Raw genomic sequence first — 15663 nt, 5'->3', positions numbered from 1 at the left:
TTAAATAAATTCAGGCAGCGTTTTTTTTATATCAGGGGAGAATATATCCATTAAAGTGTGACGACGATCACAATATATCGTCAGCGTATTAACAACAAAATTAATAAAACTTAAAAAGGAGTTGTATCCCCCTACACTTTGCGTCAATTTATGTGCCGAATAACTTCCCGCATCGTAATAAAAAATTTATATGTATTGATGCGGGCTACATCTGAAGCGCATAGAGGGTCTTTTTTCGTGGCAAGTGCAAACAAACTCACACTCTTCATCGTGATATTCATGCTGGCGGGTATTCTTTCAGGGGCAGCAATTCATGAGTATGCATCTGCGGATGCCATCAAAGCCTGGTCGGATAATATTACCCTTCTGACCGATATTTTCCTCCGTCTGATCAAAATGGTCATTGCACCGTTGGTCTTCAGCACGCTCACCGTCGGCATTATGAAGCTGGGCGAAACCTCCACCATTGGCCGCGTTGGCGGCAAAGCGATGGTGTGGTTTATCAGCTCATCCGTGCTCTCTATTCTGGTTGGCCTGTTCATCGTCACGCTGGAGCATCCGGGAAGCGGTCTGAACCTGACGGTTCCGACAGAAGCGGTAGATACCGGCCTGGCCGTTGGCGGCATGACGCTGAAAGCGTTCCTGTCGCACACCATTCCGACCAGTATCGCGGGGGCGATGTCGAACAATGAGATCCTGCAGATTGTGGTGTTCTCGATGTTCTTCGGCATCGGCGGCGCGTCGCTGGGGCAAAAATTCAACGCGCCGCTGGTGGCCGCGCTGGATGTGGTTTCCCATATCATGCTGAAGGTAACGGGTTACGTAATGTACGTTGCTCCGCTGGCCATTTTCGCGGCGATTTCATCCGTCATTGCCACGCAGGGTCTGGGCATTCTGCTGAACTACGCCTCCTTTATTGGCGGCTACTATGTTGCCATTCTTCTCACCTGCATGGTGCTGCTGGCCGTGGGCTACATGGTGCTGAAAAAAGAGGTGTTTCGCCTGGTCAGCATGCTGAAAGACCCGGTCCTGGTGGCGTTTACCACCAGCAGCTCTGAAGCCGCCTACCCGAAAACGCTGGAGCAGCTGGAGCGCTTTGGCTGCTCGCGCAACATCGCCTCTTTCGTTCTGCCGATTGGCTACTCCTTCAACCTGGTGGGTTCGATGGTGTACTGCTCTTTCGCCTCGATGTTTATCGCTCAGGCGTACAACATTCACCTGAGCTTCTCTGAAGTGACGGTGCTGATGCTGACTCTGATGCTGGCGTCGAAAGGGATTGCGGGCGTGCCTCGTTCATCCCTGGTAGTGCTGGCAGCAACCATTCCAAGCTTTAACATTCCGGTGGCGGGTATTCTGCTGCTGATGGGGATCGACCACTTCCTGGATATGGGCCGTTCCGCAATTAACGTGCTGGGGAATGGGATCGCAACCGCAATGCTGTCGCAGAATGAAGGCGCGCGGGAAGCGGAAGCAGAAGCTGAGCTGGTAAAGCAGGAAGCGTAAGGTGAAAAAAAGGGTGAGGCCTGATGCCCTCACCCCTGCCCTCTCCCACAGGGAGAGGGAGCAAACACAAAAAACGGCAACCTGGGTTGCCGTTTTGCATTTACTTACGCTACGTGACTCGCGGCGATATCCAGCAGCGCCATCTCATCGCTGTTCAGCAACTTCTCAATGTTCACCAGGATCAGCATACGCTCGCCGAGCGCGCCCAGGCCGGTCAGGTATTCGGTCGACAGCGTGACCGCAAACTCCGGCGCAGGACGAATTTGGTCAGAGGTCAGGGAAAGCACATCAGATACGCCGTCCACCACGATACCTACCACGCGCTGCCCCAGATTCAGAACGATCACCACGGTGTTGTCGTCGTAGTCAACGTCGCCCTGGCTGAACTTCACGCGCAGGTCCACGATTGGCACAATGACACCACGCAGGTTGGTGACACCTTTAATAAAAGCAGGCGTGTTAGCGATGCGGGTAACCTGGTCGTAACCACGGATTTCCTGCACTTTCAGGATATCGATGCCGTACTCCTCATCGCCTAAAGTGAATACCAGGAATTCCTGCCCTGATGGCTCGCCCGCCAGTTTCGTTACATTACTCATACCGGTCATGTTATTACCTTCTACTTAATCAGGCGGCTGTGTACGCCACACGTTGTTCACGATTTAAACCCTGAAGCGCCGACACATCGACGATCAGCGCCACGCTACCATCACCCAGAATGGTGGCGGCAGAAATACCCGGCACTTTGCGGTAGTTGCTTTCGAGGTTCTTCACTACCACCTGGTGCTGGCCAATCAGCTGATCGACCAGCAGCGCGTAGCGACGGCCCGCGCTTTGCAGGATCACAACGATGCCCTGCGTGGCCTCTGTCTTCGCCCCGTCCACTTCGAACACTTTCCACAGTTCCACCAGCGGCAGGTATTCACCGCGCACTTCGAGCACGCGCTCGCCGCCCGCCAGCGGATGCAGATCTTCTTCACGCGGCTGCAGGGATTCCATCACGGCGTTCAGCGGCAGGATAAAGACTTCGTCCGCCACTTTGACAGACATGCCGTCGAGGATCGCCAGCGTCAGCGGCAGCAGAATGCGAATGGTGGTGCCGGAACCCTGTTTAGACTGGATCTCAACGTGGCCGCCCATCTCCTGGATATTACGTTTCACCACGTCCATGCCCACGCCGCGCCCGGAGACGTCGGTCACCTGCTCTGCGGTAGAGAAGCCCGGCGCGAAGATGAGCATGCCCACTTCTTCGTCGGTCATGTTTTCATTGACCGCCATTCCCTGCGAAATCGCTTTTGCCAGGATGCGCTCGCGGTTAAGACCCGCGCCGTCGTCGGTCACTTCGATGCAGATGTTTCCGCCCTGGTGTTCCGCGGAGAGGATCAGGTTGCCGACCGGGGATTTACCGGCGGCAATGCGGTTTTCCGGCAGTTCGATACCGTGGTCGAGACTGTTACGCACCAGGTGCGTTAACGGGTCGATAATGCGCTCGATCAGGCTCTTATCCAGTTCGGTTGAGCTGCCCATCAGGGTCAGTTCAATCTGTTTATTCAGCTTGCTGGCAAGGTCGCGAACCAGACGCGGGAAGCGGCTGAAGACATATTCCATCGGCATCATACGGATGGACATGACCGATTCCTGCAGGTCGCGGGCGTTACGCTGCAGCTGGCCCATGCTGGTGATCAGATCGCCATGCGTGACCGGGTCCAGTTCGTTAGAACGCTGGGCCAGCATCGACTGGGTGATCACCAGTTCACCCACCAGGTTAATCAGCTGGTCGACCTTCTCAACGGCAACGCGGATACTGGTTGACTCGCTGGAGCGCGCGGCAGGCTTTTCACCACGGCCAGGTGCCGCGGCCTCTTTTGGCACGGCCTTCAGCGCCGGAGCCGCAGGAGCCACAGCCGGTGCGGCGGCCTGAGCGACAGAGGCCACCTCTTCCGCAGCGGCAGGGACGTCAACCGCAGCCGTTTCGGTTTCGAAAGCGATCTGGTCAGCTTCGATCACAAAGCACAGTACCGCCACGATATCGTCCTGGCCAATACCGTCATCAAGCGTCGCGGCAAGGCTGTCTTTGCCTTTTACCACGTTGCTTAATTTCGCCAGGTTACCCAGCTCTTCTTCCAGCAGGTTAACTTCATTCTCTTTGAGACGTGACAGCACAACGCGCAGTTTGCCCGCTTGTGCAGCGGCTGGCGCGGCCTCGTCGGCAGCAACCGCATCGACAACGCTCAGTTTCGCCGCAGGGACAACGGCTGCTGCGACCTCACCTTTTGCTTCCAGGGCGAGCTGGCGCAGCGCGTTACAGATGTATTCAAAGCTGGCGGCATCAGGCTCTGCCGAACTTTTATAGGCGTCGAGCTGTTCCTGCATAATATCTTTGGTTTCCAAAAACAGGTTGATAATGTCGGTATTGAGCTGCATCTCACCGCGTCGTGCTTCATCAAGCAGGTTTTCCATTAAATGGGTCGTTTCCTGCAGGATGGTAAATCCAAAGGTTCCGGCTCCGCCTTTAATAGAGTGCGCCGCGCGGAAGATGGCATTGAGCTGCTCGGAGTCCGGTGCTTCGGGCACCAAATCGAGCAAGTGTTGCTCCATATCGGCCAACAATTCGTCGGCTTCATCAAAGAATGTCTGGTAAAAATCGCTAATATCCATGCTCACGCTATCACCTCGGATTGGCTGGTGGCGATGTTGGAACGGCAGCCGAAGGAACGGCCCCAGGCTGTTTTAAATCGTCCAGTGACTCATTCTGACTTTCGGCGTTTTCATGCAGGATGGCCTGCTCCGCCTGCTGGTTCAGCACTAAAAGACTGATACGACGGTTGATGGCATCATCCGGCCCGCGGTCGGAAACGCGCATGGTTGCGGCCATGCCGACTACGCGCAGTACCTTGCCATCATCAAGCCCACCTGCCACCAGCTCGCGACGCGAGGCGTTGGCACGATCGGCAGAAAGCTCCCAGTTGCTGTATCCTTTCTCCCCACTGGCGTACGGGAAATCATCCGTGTGTCCTGACAGGCTGATTCGGTTAGGAATGCCGTTCAGCACCGGTGCAATGGCACGCAGAATGTCGCGCATGTAGGGTTCGACTTCCGCACTCCCGGTTTTAAACATTGGGCGGTTCTGGCTGTCGATAATCTGAATACGCAGCCCTTCCTGCACCAGGTCGATCTTCAGATGCGGGCGCAGCGCGCGCAGCTTCGGATCCGCCTCAATCAGCTGATCGAGATCGCCACGCAGTTTCTTCAGACGCGCCTGCTCCATCTTTCTTTTCAGCTCGTCGATGTTCGGCTCTTTTTTCACCTCACCCTTCTGCTGTGTGTAATCATCGCCGCCGCCCGGGATCGGGCTTTCGCTGTTAGAGATACGCGGCCCACCGGCCACCGCCGTTGCCAGCGGCGTACGGAAATATTCGGCAATCTGGATCAGTTCTTTTGGGCTGGAAATGGAGATCAGCCACATCACCAGAAAGAACGCCATCATTGCGGTCATAAAGTCGGCGTACGCAATTTTCCACGAGCCGTGCGCGCCATGCCCGCCGCCCTTGTGCTTGCGTTTTTTTACGATGACGATCGGATGGGACTGGTTTTTCATGCGTCCTCAGTTGTCGTCTGTTGGTTTGGGTTTTTCACCGCACGCACGTGTTCTTCAAGCTCGATAAACGACGGACGCTCGCTGGAGTAAAGCGTTTTACGGCCAAACTCAACCGCGATCGGTGGCGCGTAACCGTTGAGGTTAGAGAGCAGCGTGATCTTCACGCACTGCATCATTTTGGTGGTTTCCGCGCTCTTCTGGCGCAGAACGCTCGCCAGCGGCGAAATGAAGCCGTACGCCAGCAAAATACCGAGGAAAGTCCCCACCATCGCGTGGGCAATCAGCGCGCCCAGCTCGGCTGCCGGACGGTCTGCCGAGGCCAGGGCGTGAACCACGCCCATTACCGCGGCAACGATACCGAATGCCGGAAGCGAGTCGCCGACCAGCGCCAGGCTGTTGGCCGGCACTTCAGATTCGCTTTCGTGGGTTTCAATCTCTTCGTCCATCAGCGCTTCGATTTCGAAGGTATTCATGTTGCCGCTGATGATGAGTCGCAGATAGTCGACGATGAAATCCAGCATCATGGCGTCAGCAAGAATTCGCGGATAGCTGGCAAAAATTTCGCTTTCTTTCGGGTTTTCAATATCCCGTTCAAGCGAGAACATGCCCTGCTGACGCGACTTCGCCATCAGGCGATAGAGCAATGCCAGCAGATCCATATACATACTTTTGGTGTATTTCGAGCGACGGAACAGCAACGGAATCGCTTTCAGCGTGCCCTTGATCGATTTACCGTTGTTACCAACGATAAAAGCCCCTACCCCTGCGCCGCCGATGATAATAAGTTCAGCCGGTTGATAGAGTGCTCCAAGGTGCCCGCCGGTCATCATGTAACCGCCGAAAACTGTACCGAGAACTACCAGGTAACCTAATAAGATAAGCACGACATCATCCTTCCGCTAGTGACTATGGCAAGGACGTCCAGCTCGCAGCGTTTACCGTTTGCGGGGTAAAAAAAAGCAGCGGTAATTGCTTACCGCTGCTGGAATCTTTCCCACACGTTCGGGTTAAACAGCTTGTTCGATCTGTTCATCCAGCAGTTGTGGAATAATATCGGCAGCATCCCGGGAAAGTTTACGTCTTTTTACTGCGCGGGATGGAGGCTGACATAAACTACAGGCGAAGCTGCCTGCAGGCTGATGAGCATGGGTAATAAAATTGCCGTCGCAGCAGTTGCAGCGCGACAGTTCAAGCATTCCGCTCTCAACAAAACGCACCAGCGTCCATGCGCGGGTCAGCGCCAGCAGAGGGCCTTCTTCCTGCTGTGGGCATTGTTCAAGGTAAAGTTTGTACGCTTTGATTACGGCGTCAACGCCGCTGCACAAACCGGTTTTGAGAAGATACTGCCAGGCATTACAGAACATGGAAGCATGAATATTCTGCTCCCACGTCATAAACCAGTCGGTAGAAAACGGCAGCATGCCTTTCGGCGGGGGACTACCACGTAACTCTTTGTACAGCTTGATGAGACGACCACGGCTCAGCTGAGTCTCGCTTTCCAGCATTTGTAAACGAGCACCCAGCGTAATCAGCTCCATGGCCAACTGTATGTCACGCGCTTCCTGAACAATGCTTTTCTCGCTCATTGCTAGGCCCTTTTCTTACGGGCTGCGTCATCAGGCTGGCTGATTTCGTTAAGCAAGCGAGTGGAAAGAAGAATACCGGTATGGATCTGTTGGAGATCGTCCACACGGGATTCCTGCGTCAGACGCGTTATTGTCTGCGAATCATCGAAACGGAACTGGCAAACCAGTTGATTCGTTTCAGCCAGTTTAACCATCTGCGGGAGGGTTAAGCCGCCCAGCATGGTTGCCATTTCTTCGTTAATACCCAGACGAAACATCGCGGACGCCTTGTCCTGACTAATCAAACGCTGCGCGAGCAGTAAATACGACAAATTGATGTCATAGATATGTTTTAGCAACTCGGATGTATGCATTGTTCCCATCCCGAATAACCAACTATTATTTTTATGCGGAAAGACCGCACCCCGTGATGTCGCCGGGAAATCACCCGGTATAAAAAAGAAAAGGCTAAATGCATAGTTGAATTTAGGTTTGTATTCACTGAAACCGTAAGAGAGAAACCGCGAATGCGTCTCTTACATGATTTATCATTTCTTACAAATAACTAAGATTTTTCCTAATTCGACGCAAACTCTACTCGTCAGTTTTGACACATACAATCCAGCCACCCTCAAATTTAAAAAAAAATGTGATCCACGTCACACAATTTAAGTGAATATGACCCATAAATCCATCAGTATGACTTGTAATTTGTTCAATATTTAGACAATCAGTACTGTTTTGTATTCTTAATTGACGAATACTCATGCAGAAGGGTGATCCGAACTGGCATGCAACGTGCTTTTCCTGCCGTAAGCGCCGCGCGGAAACATTTACATCAGGCCCCTCTCCTGGAAACATTTTTCTTACCGTGAAAAAACATATAGTTATGCAGCTAGTACAAAAAAGTTGTTTCAGGACGTGATCATTCGAAATGAGTTTGTAACGCATCAAAACGATTTAACAGTCAAAGCGTGGATTTGTGTGATTTACGTTAAGTTGTTAATTTTTTTCATTTAGGCGCATTTTTCAGTTATTCTTCTTATAAGAATAATTAATGAATAATTATGATAAGCTTCACACTAATGTCGTAATCTGCTCTTGCAGAACCGGAGATTTCGCGGTAAAGGTGGTTAAACGCTGTCTTTCAGACATCCAAGGAGTGCGCCATGAGTTACTCCCATCTTCTTGTTTCCGTTGCAGTTTCCCCCGAAAGCCATCAGCTCGTCGCCCGGGCAGTTTCCATTGCCAGACCCCACAATGCCCGCATCAGCCTCATCACGCTCGCTGCCGAGCCGGAGATGTATAATCAGCTGGCCGCCCCCATGCTGGAGGATATTCGCGAGGTTCTGCAGGAAGAAACGCAGCAATTTCTGCGCGAATTAGTGGAAAAGGCACAATATCCTGTTTATGAGACCGTTATTGCGACCGGGGAACTTAACGCCCATATTCTCGATATGTGTCGTAAACAAAATATTGATTTAGTGATTTGCGGGAACCATAACCACAGCTTTTTATCGCGGGCAGCCTGCGCGGCGAAATCTATTGTCGCGTCGAGCCAGGTCGATGTGCTATTAGTGCCGCTTGGGGGGCATTAACCCCCCAGCAGTAAATCAGGCGAGTTTAGGGAAGGTCGCGATCTTTTTTTGCAGATCGCCTTCATGACTTTGCGGAGCGATATCCCGGAGATCCTGAATAAAACGCGCCTGCCAGTGGTTAATATCGTTCTTCCGGATTGTTTCCATCATGTCAGCATGGCGGGAAATACGTTCCGTGAGCGGCATTGTCAGGGCGCGATTCAGCGCGTTAGCCACGTCATCCCTGTCGTAAGGGTTAACGATGAGCGCCGACGTGAGCTCATTTGCGGCCCCGGCAAACTGGGAAAGCACCAGAACACCCGGGTCGGCAGGATCCTGGGCCGCCACATACTCTTTCGCCACCAGGTTCATCCCGTCGCGCAGCGGCGTGACTAGCCCAACGTCCGCATAGCGGAAGACCTTCATCAGGATCTTACGGTCAAAGTGTTGATTCAGGTAAAACAGCGGCGTCCAGCCCAGCTGGCCGTAGCGGCCATTAATGCGCCCTGCTTCTGTCTCCAGCTGATGGCGAATATCCTGATAGGCCTGAACCTCACCGCGCGACGTCGGCGCGATCTGGGTATAGCGGATTTTCCCGTGATGCTGCGGGTATTTATCCAGCAGCGTTTCATACGCCAGGAAGCGCTCCGGTAGCCCTTTGGAATAATCAAGACGCTCAACCGAGAAGATATTTTTCACGTGCTTGAGTTCATTCTTAAGCTGCGCCAGCTTCGGCGGCAGCGGGCCGGAAGCCTGCTCCGCGATTTCGTCAGGTTCAATCCCTATTGGATAGACCTCGGTGTGGAAGGTTTTCCCCCACGCCGTATGGGTTTTCCCGCCTTTGGTCACCAGACGCGCTTTGCCAGACACGGAGTCAAGGAAAGCGAGGCGGTCATTTTCGGTCTGGAAGCCCAGCAAATCGTAATCGCACAGCGCCTCCAGCAGCTCTTCATGCGGCGGCAGCGCGGTAAAAATTTCCGGCGTAGGGAACGGGATGTGCAGGAAGAAGCCAATGCGGTTATTTACCCCTCTTTTTCGCAGCTCGCGCGCGAAGGGCAACAGGTGATAATCGTGGATCCATAAAATATCGTCTTCTTCGATTAATGGCAGCAGTTTATCCGCCAGCAGCGCATTCACACGCGAGTAGCCTTCGAAGGATTCACGCTGGAATTTGACCAGGTCAAGACGATAGTGGAACGCAGGCCACAGGACGGCATTTGAGAACTGCGAGTAATACTCGTCATAGTCTTTCTCTTTCAATGCAAATGAAGCCCACGTAATGTTTCCGCGCGTCACCTTTTTGAGCGGTTTCTCTTCTTCACTGATTTCTCCACTCCAGCCAAACCACAGCCCGCCAGCGGCTTTTAAGGCACCTAACACCCCTACCGCCAGGCCACCTGCACTGGCTTTTTTATCGTCAGGCGGTGCGATTCGGTTAGAGACGACGACTAAGCGACCCATAATGGTTTCCCCCTTTGCTTTGCGCTATTTGTTGTTGTTGCTGGTTAGCGATGTCAGATATCCACTGCCAGACGCTGGCGACATCCGCCAGTCGCCATTCGGCAACGGTGTCACCAGGCCCCACCTTGACGGCGATCCCTTCGGCCTGATTCACCACGCGAAACCCGGCCTCGTCGGTCAGGTCATCGCCAATAAATACCGGTGTACGTCCCTTAAATGGCGGTTCCGCCATAAACGCCGCAATAGCAGCACCTTTATTAATCCCCTCAGGTTTTATCTCAACGACGCACTTCCCCGGCTGCAGCGCGAGCTGCGGGTGTGCATCGGCCACGCTGCGAGCAATCGCAAAGACCGCCGCCTCGTGATGCGGTGCCTGCCGATAGTGCAAAGCGAAAGCCATGCCCTTCTCTTCCAGTTCAGTGCCCGGAAGCGACTCAAGCGCCGAGGAGAGTTGAGTGTGTAACGCCTTAATTAAGGTCTCAGGAAGTGATACAACGTGCAGTTGATCATGGATATCGCGGCGCTCCGCTCCGTGTACACCGGCTAGCGGAAAGTGGTAAGGACTGGCGAGCACGTCCAGCTCGGCCATTGAGCGCCCTGAAATCAATGCCAATGCGCCCTCGTTCAGTCTTGAGAGCTGCTGCAAATTCTCTAGCACCGTATCCGGGACGACCACGTCGTCAGGATGCGGCTGGATCCCGGCGAGCGTCCCGTCGAGGTCAAAAAAGAAAGCATATTTTCCGGGCAGTACAGGCGGTGCGGTTAACAAGTCAGCCACCCTTTTCCTCCTTACGGTTTACGAGAGGTAAACGCCTTTACCTCTTTCATAGTCATGTGAGTATAGACAGTGTGACGTGGCTCGCCATTTGACAACCGCCCCGCCAGTATTACTGGCGAGGCGGTTAAGGGGTCAACTATGGTTATAAGTTGAGCAATAAAAGGTGGGGAAAAGGACTAAACGGTACGCTTCGCTTTTTGCTTGTAACGGTCGAAAATCACCGCTGCCAGCAGGATCAGGCCACGCACGACGTACTGCGAGAACGGCGAAATATTCAGCAGGTTCATGGCGTTCTCTACCGTGCCTAAAATCAGGATACCGGCCACCACATATGAGATTTTTCCGATGCCGCCCTTGAGGGAAACGCCCCCTAAAACGCAGGCCGAAATCACGATCAGCTCGTAACCAATAGAGGTCATCGGCTGGCCGCTGGTCATGCGCGACGCAAGAATAATTCCCGCAGCGGCAGAAACCAGCCCTGAGAGCACAAAGATAATAATCTTGGTTCGCACTACCGGCACCCCGGCCAGACGAGCGGCCTCTTCGTTACCGCCAATCGCCAGCGTATTGCGGCCAAAGGTGGTCCGGTTGAGCAGGAAGCCGAACAGGATCAGGCAGGCCACGGTCAGCCAGATTGGCGCAGGCAGACCCAGCCAGTTGGCGTAACCCAGGGTAAAGAAGCGCTCGTCTTCAATCCCCACAGCTTTACCGTCGGAGATAATATAGGCCAGCCCGCGGACAATTTGCATTGTCGCAAGCGTGGTGATCAGGGCGTTAATCTTCAGGCGTGCGATAACAAACCCGTTCACCAGACCGCTGATGACGCCGAGTAGCAGACCGGCCAGAACGCCAATCCACAGGCTCTCCGTCATGTTGATCACCACTGCCGTCGTGACGCCCGCACAGGCAATCACCGACGCTACCGACAGGTCAAAATCGCCGGAGGCCAGACAGAACAGCATCCCGCAGGCCACCATCCCGGACATGGAAATGGCCAGCCCCAGCCCCTTCATATTAATGAAGGTGGCAAAGTTAGGAACAAAGATCGCGCAGGCGAGGAACAGCGCGGCAAAGACCACAAGCATGCCGTACTGATCCCAGATACGTCCAAAACTCAGCGCCGACTTCGACTTAGGCGCTCCGGATGTAGTAACAGAGGACATCATTAACTCCTTACTCAGGCGACAGCCTGGCTGACTTTAGGCATGGCGAGGTTCAACGCCTGTTGTTCATTCGCCTGTTCATGAAGTAATTCACCGGCAATTTCGCCTTCACGCATCACCACAATGCGGTCGGCCACGCCAAGCACCTCCGGCAGATCGCTGGAGGCGAAGAGCACCGCCACGCCGCGTTTTGCCAGCTCATAGATCACGTTATAAATCTCGTGTTTTGCCCCCACATCGATACCGCGCGTCGGCTCATCCAGCAAAATGACCTTCATATCTTCGGACAGCCAGCGGCCTAAAATCGCCTTCTGCTGGTTTCCGCCTGACAGATTCATGATCAGCTGTTCCGGACCCGGCGTTTTAATATTCAGCGAGCGAATATGGTGGTCGGCATTGCTCGACTCCCAGCCATCGTTTATCAGGCAGCCTGCGCGAATAAACTTGCGGCGGGCGGAAATATTGATGTTGTCGCGTACCGAATGCACCGGAATAATGCCCTCTGCTTTACGGTCTTCCGGGCAGAGCATCATGCCCGCCCCGATCGCGTGGGCCGGTTTCTGGATATCGACCCGTTCACCGTCAATAGAAACCTGCCCTTCGGTAATACGGGTTCCACCGAACAGGCCTTTCATTAATTCACTGCGCCCCGCCCCCACCAGACCAAACAGGCCGACAATTTCGCCGCTGCGAACGGATAACGAAATAGGCGTGCGCACGCCCGGCGCTTTGACGCTGTCCAGGCGCAGGCGTTCAGGGCCATACTGACGCGGCTGCCAGTGATAAATATCACCCAGCTCGCGTCCGACCATCGCCTGAACAAGCTGGTCATGGTTAACCTGCTGCATGTCGGTAAAGGTGCGCACATAGCGCCCATCTTTAAAGACGGTGATGGCGTCGCTCAGGGCAAATATCTCTTCCATGCGGTGCGAGACATACAAAATCGTACGGCCTTCCTGACGCAATTCGCGGATCACGCGGAACAGATTTTCTATTTCACGCGCAGAGAGCGAACTGGTGGGCTCATCGAAGGCGATAATTCTGGCGTTACGCGCCAGCGCCTTGGCAATTTCAACCATCTGCCACTGGCCGATGGAGAGATATTTCAGCGGCGTCTGGGGATCGACGTTCAGACCCAGGTGTTTAAGCTGCAGCCCCGCTTCATAATTAAGTAGCGAACGATTTACCACTCCGCCTTTATGCGGGAGCTGTCCTAAATAGATGTTTTCCGCCACGGTCATCTCAGGAATGAGGTGCAGCTCCTGATAGATGATCGCAACCCCGGCATTGAGCGCCGCCGTGGTATCGGCAAACGCCACCTCTTCGCCGCGAATGGCCAGCGTGCCGGTCGTAGGTGCATAGTTGCCGCTGAGGATCTTCAACAGCGTGGATTTCCCCGCGCCGTTTTCCCCCACCAGGGCGTGAACCTGGCCGGCATAGCAGTCGAAGCTGATATCGGTCAGCGCGTTAACACCGGGGAAAGTTTTCCCGATGCCGCGAAAAGAGAGATACGGATCAGACTGTCGCATAACGTCTCCGTGATTCCTGTAGTGTGTACGTCTGGCCCCTCACGAAGCATGAGGGGCACAATCACAGCGTATTACTTACCGCCCAGCCCTTTTTTCGCCAGCTCCTCTTTGAAGTTGTCGCGGGTAATCAGCACCACGTCGGTCACTTCGGTAAATTTCGGCGGTTCGGCCCCTTTGGTTACCCAGTTGTAGAGCATCTCACTGGATTTGTAGCCGTGAACGTCCGGGCTCGGCAGCAGAGAACCGTAGAAGCCGGTAGCCTGCGCTTTGGACAGCTCGCTGACGGCGTCAACGCCGTTGATGCCAATCCCGATCACGTCAGGCGCCTTGAAGCCCTGGCCTTCCGTCGCGCGTACCCCGCCCAGCACGGTGTTGTCGTTCATGCCGACCACCAGCCAGTGTTTGACCTCCGGATGCTGGACCAGCATAGAGTTCGCGGCGTCGAAAGCGCCCGGGATATCGTTGGATTTGGTTGGGACTTTATAGATCTGTTTTTCCGGGAAGCCGGCTGCTTTCAGCGCATCCATTGAACCGGTAGTACGACGACGGGCGGTGTCCAGCTCGTCAGCCGTGATAGCCATTACCGCGGTCTCTTTGACATCCCAGCCGCGCTTTTGCATCTCTTTATAGAGCTCCTGGCCCTGGCGTTCGCCAATTTTTGTCGCCGCCATCATGACCAGCGGGACGGTATCCATCGGCTTGCCTTTAGCGTTGACGAACTGATCGTCAACCGCGATGACCTTCATGTCGTAACCGCGCGCCTTCGCCGCAATCGCCGATCCCAGCTTTGGATCAGGGGTACAGATAACGAAACCTTTTGCACCGCTGGCCGCAAGGCTGTCGATGGCGTTCAGGGTTTTTTCGCCGTCAGGCACGGCGATTTTAATGACTTCAAAACCTAAATCTTTCCCGGCTTTATCTGCGAATTTCCATTCAGTCTGGAACCAGGGCTCTTCGGGCTGTTTTACCAAAAAACCGAGTTTTAAATTCTCAGCGATAGCGGATTGTGACATAACGGCAGCCAGACCGATGGCCGCCAGCGCTTTAGTAAATTTGTGCATGGTAAACTCCAGCTTTAGCATTCTTTTCTGTAGGGAATAAGTGCGTGCTTCTTATTTAATCGGACTTAAAACAAGGCATTAGCGCTTACCTCGTCATAAGCGTTATTGCTGGTGATAGTTTTAGCGGGAAATTAATCATCCATAAGAGAGCCCCATCACACCGCAGAATTACAGTAATTGCGTACATAAATTCAGCGAAAAATGACATAAAAAATGCGGGATTTGTCAGACAAATAGAAAGGGGTTAAGCAGAATTATCCATAAGATTAGCCAAGATATCCCTGATGCCCCTCAGCGGGCAAAACGCAGCTGGCGTTAAAGGGGTTCAACATGTTTTTCATCAAGGATGTACAACGCACCTGTAAAAACGTTATTTCGCAGAAATTGATTTAGCGCAATTTTTTTGGCACATCATATATTCGAAACGATTAAACCGTATTTCTCTTTTTCTCGGAGTAATATTCCAACTTAATATCCCCGAAAGAGTAACAGTGTGCCTTAATGATAAAAATCCTTAATTATTAGCTTATTAAGTCACATTCAATTCATGGCGAGCTAATTGTATTTATGTACTATATTAAACTTTGTAATGTATGGTAAATACAGCCTGATTAAGAGTTTTCTTAGACTCAAGACAAGGGTATGCTTATTTATATCGAACACAGGAAGTGAATTTCGGTCGACTTCGGTCACGGCAGAATGTCTATTTCTGCTCTTTTCTTCGTATTTGCCTGGCGCTCAGGTTAAGCAACGGACATCACGTCCCACAGTCAATAAGGATATGAGTATGGCTACCCAAACGATGATGCAAAAACTTAACGCGCAGATGAACCTTGAGTTCTACGCCTCGAACCTGCACCTTCACTTAAGTGCGTGGTGTGCCGAGAATAGTCTTACGGGGTCTGCTACATTCTTTCGCTCGCAGGCGCAAAGTAACGTCACCCATATGATGCGTGTCTTCAATTTTCTGAAAGCCGCAGGGGCAAATCCTGTCGTTAAAGCCCTTGATGGGATCAACGAAAACTACTCCTGCCTGGAAGAACTGTTTCAGAAAACGCTTGAAGAGTACGAGCAACGTTGCAGCACGCTCAGCAAACTGGCCGATGAAGCCAAAGCGCAGCAGGACATTACGACGCTCAAATTCTTACGTGATATGGACAAAGAGCAGCAGCAGGATGGCATGCTGCTGAAGACGCTGGCGGATGAGATCCATAATGCGCAGCAGGCGGGTTTATGTCCTGAGCAAACCGACCGTCATCTGCTCGACATTGTGGCGGTACAGCACCACTGAGTTTTTTAATCTGCTCCAACCGGGCTGAGGGTTTCCCAGAAATTTATTAACCTGAAGCGATGAATTTTGTATCAGGCAAGTGAATAACTTACAGCGATGTCCTGGTCCGGCTGTAAATCGCCGAAGCGGCGATTTAC

At 53.1% G+C, this 15663-nt stretch carries 14 protein-coding genes; 3 read left to right on the top strand and 11 right to left on the bottom strand.

What is annotated here, in order from left to right; translation table 11 throughout:
- The first annotated feature begins 237 nt into the window (after positions 1 to 237).
- On the top strand, positions 238 to 1503 hold the full coding sequence (locus ACMWLG_RS05275) for a dicarboxylate/amino acid:cation symporter (protein WP_033145875.1): 1266 nt from the start codon (positions 238 to 240) through the stop codon (positions 1501 to 1503).
- 104 nt (positions 1504 to 1607) lie between these two features.
- Here the strand turns inward: ACMWLG_RS05275 and cheW are convergent, their stop codons facing one another.
- The 6 genes from cheW to flhD all read right to left on the bottom strand — a co-directional run bounded on the left by cheW (position 1608) and on the right by flhD (position 7040).
- Positions 1608 to 2111, bottom strand: coding sequence for a chemotaxis protein CheW (gene cheW / locus ACMWLG_RS05270; protein ID WP_023312262.1), 504 nt, complete (start codon positions 2109 to 2111; stop codon positions 1608 to 1610).
- Positions 2112 to 2130: 19 nt separating this feature from the next.
- Entirely contained in the window at positions 2131 to 4167 is a 2037-nt protein-coding gene (cheA, locus tag ACMWLG_RS05265) for a chemotaxis protein CheA (protein WP_023312263.1), read from the bottom strand.
- Between the two features lie 4 nt (positions 4168 to 4171).
- Positions 4172 to 5101: a flagellar motor protein MotB gene (gene motB, locus ACMWLG_RS05260; RefSeq protein WP_008500418.1), complete on the bottom strand. Its 930-nt coding sequence runs from the start codon at positions 5099 to 5101 to the stop codon at positions 4172 to 4174.
- On the bottom strand, positions 5098 to 5985 hold the full coding sequence (gene motA / locus ACMWLG_RS05255; protein ID WP_008500417.1) for a flagellar motor stator protein MotA: 888 nt from the start codon (positions 5983 to 5985) through the stop codon (positions 5098 to 5100). Before motA ends, motB begins: the two co-directional genes overlap by 4 nt.
- Positions 5986 to 6108: 123 nt before the next feature.
- Positions 6109 to 6687 (bottom strand): flagellar transcriptional regulator FlhC, encoded by a 579-nt coding sequence (flhC, locus tag ACMWLG_RS05250; RefSeq protein WP_013096051.1) that lies wholly within the window; start codon positions 6685 to 6687, stop codon positions 6109 to 6111.
- A 2-nt stretch (positions 6688 to 6689) separates the two neighbouring features.
- Entirely contained in the window at positions 6690 to 7040 is a 351-nt protein-coding gene (gene flhD / locus ACMWLG_RS05245; RefSeq protein ID WP_023312264.1) for a flagellar transcriptional regulator FlhD, read from the bottom strand.
- A 795-nt stretch (positions 7041 to 7835) separates the two neighbouring features.
- Here flhD and uspC point away from each other — a divergent pair.
- Positions 7836 to 8264: a universal stress protein UspC gene (gene uspC, locus ACMWLG_RS05240; RefSeq protein WP_023312265.1), complete on the top strand. Its 429-nt coding sequence runs from the start codon at positions 7836 to 7838 to the stop codon at positions 8262 to 8264.
- A gap of 15 nt (positions 8265 to 8279) precedes the next feature.
- Here uspC and otsA read toward each other — a convergent pair whose 3' ends face one another.
- The 5 genes from otsA to araF form a co-directional block, all read right to left on the bottom strand.
- Entirely contained in the window at positions 8280 to 9704 is a 1425-nt protein-coding gene (gene otsA, locus ACMWLG_RS05235) for an alpha,alpha-trehalose-phosphate synthase (RefSeq protein ID WP_029741334.1), read from the bottom strand.
- Positions 9679 to 10482, bottom strand: coding sequence for a trehalose-phosphatase (otsB, locus tag ACMWLG_RS05230; RefSeq protein ID WP_023312267.1), 804 nt, complete (start codon positions 10480 to 10482; stop codon positions 9679 to 9681). The genes otsA and otsB overlap by 26 nt, the downstream gene beginning before the upstream one ends.
- A gap of 176 nt (positions 10483 to 10658) precedes the next feature.
- Positions 10659 to 11645 (bottom strand): L-arabinose ABC transporter permease AraH, encoded by a 987-nt coding sequence (gene araH, locus ACMWLG_RS05225; protein ID WP_023312268.1) that lies wholly within the window; start codon positions 11643 to 11645, stop codon positions 10659 to 10661.
- A 14-nt stretch (positions 11646 to 11659) separates the two neighbouring features.
- Positions 11660 to 13174 (bottom strand): L-arabinose ABC transporter ATP-binding protein AraG, encoded by a 1515-nt coding sequence (gene araG, locus ACMWLG_RS05220; protein WP_045619926.1) that lies wholly within the window; start codon positions 13172 to 13174, stop codon positions 11660 to 11662.
- A 71-nt stretch (positions 13175 to 13245) separates the two neighbouring features.
- Positions 13246 to 14235 (bottom strand): arabinose ABC transporter substrate-binding protein AraF, encoded by a 990-nt coding sequence (gene araF, locus ACMWLG_RS05215; protein ID WP_003859687.1) that lies wholly within the window; start codon positions 14233 to 14235, stop codon positions 13246 to 13248.
- 787 nt (positions 14236 to 15022) lie between these two features.
- Between araF and ACMWLG_RS05210 the strand changes: the two genes are divergently transcribed.
- Positions 15023 to 15526, top strand: a complete 504-nt coding sequence (locus tag ACMWLG_RS05210; protein ID WP_023312270.1) for a non-heme ferritin-like protein — start codon at positions 15023 to 15025, stop codon at positions 15524 to 15526.
- Positions 15527 to 15663 lie beyond the last annotated feature (137 nt).

Source organism: Enterobacter sp. 01-M-02-SI-ECC, assembly GCF_047530595.1.
GTDB classification, from domain to species: Bacteria; Pseudomonadota; Gammaproteobacteria; order Enterobacterales; family Enterobacteriaceae; genus Enterobacter; species Enterobacter cloacae_M.
The sequence above is the reverse complement of the archived record's forward strand: the minus strand, read 5'-3'. Positions and strand labels throughout refer to the sequence as shown.

Coding starts and splice junctions, on each gene's coding strand:
- cheW (WP_023312262.1), bottom strand. CDS start 2,111: ATGACCGGTATGAGTAATGTAACGAAACTGGCGGGCGAGCCATCAGGG.
- motB (WP_008500418.1), bottom strand. CDS start 5,101: ATGAAAAACCAGTCCCATCCGATCGTCATCGTAAAAAAACGCAAGCAC.
- flhC (WP_013096051.1), bottom strand. CDS start 6,687: ATGAGCGAGAAAAGCATTGTTCAGGAAGCGCGTGACATACAGTTGGCC.
- flhD (WP_023312264.1), bottom strand. CDS start 7,040: ATGCATACATCCGAGTTGCTAAAACATATCTATGACATCAATTTGTCG.
- uspC (WP_023312265.1), top strand. CDS start 7,836: ATGAGTTACTCCCATCTTCTTGTTTCCGTTGCAGTTTCCCCCGAAAGC.
- otsA (WP_029741334.1), bottom strand. CDS start 9,704: ATGGGTCGCTTAGTCGTCGTCTCTAACCGAATCGCACCGCCTGACGAT.
- araH (WP_023312268.1), bottom strand. CDS start 11,645: ATGTCCTCTGTTACTACATCCGGAGCGCCTAAGTCGAAGTCGGCGCTG.
- araG (WP_045619926.1), bottom strand. CDS start 13,174: ATGCGACAGTCTGATCCGTATCTCTCTTTTCGCGGCATCGGGAAAACT.
- araF (WP_003859687.1), bottom strand. CDS start 14,235: ATGCACAAATTTACTAAAGCGCTGGCGGCCATCGGTCTGGCTGCCGTT.
- ACMWLG_RS05210 (WP_023312270.1), top strand. CDS start 15,023: ATGGCTACCCAAACGATGATGCAAAAACTTAACGCGCAGATGAACCTT.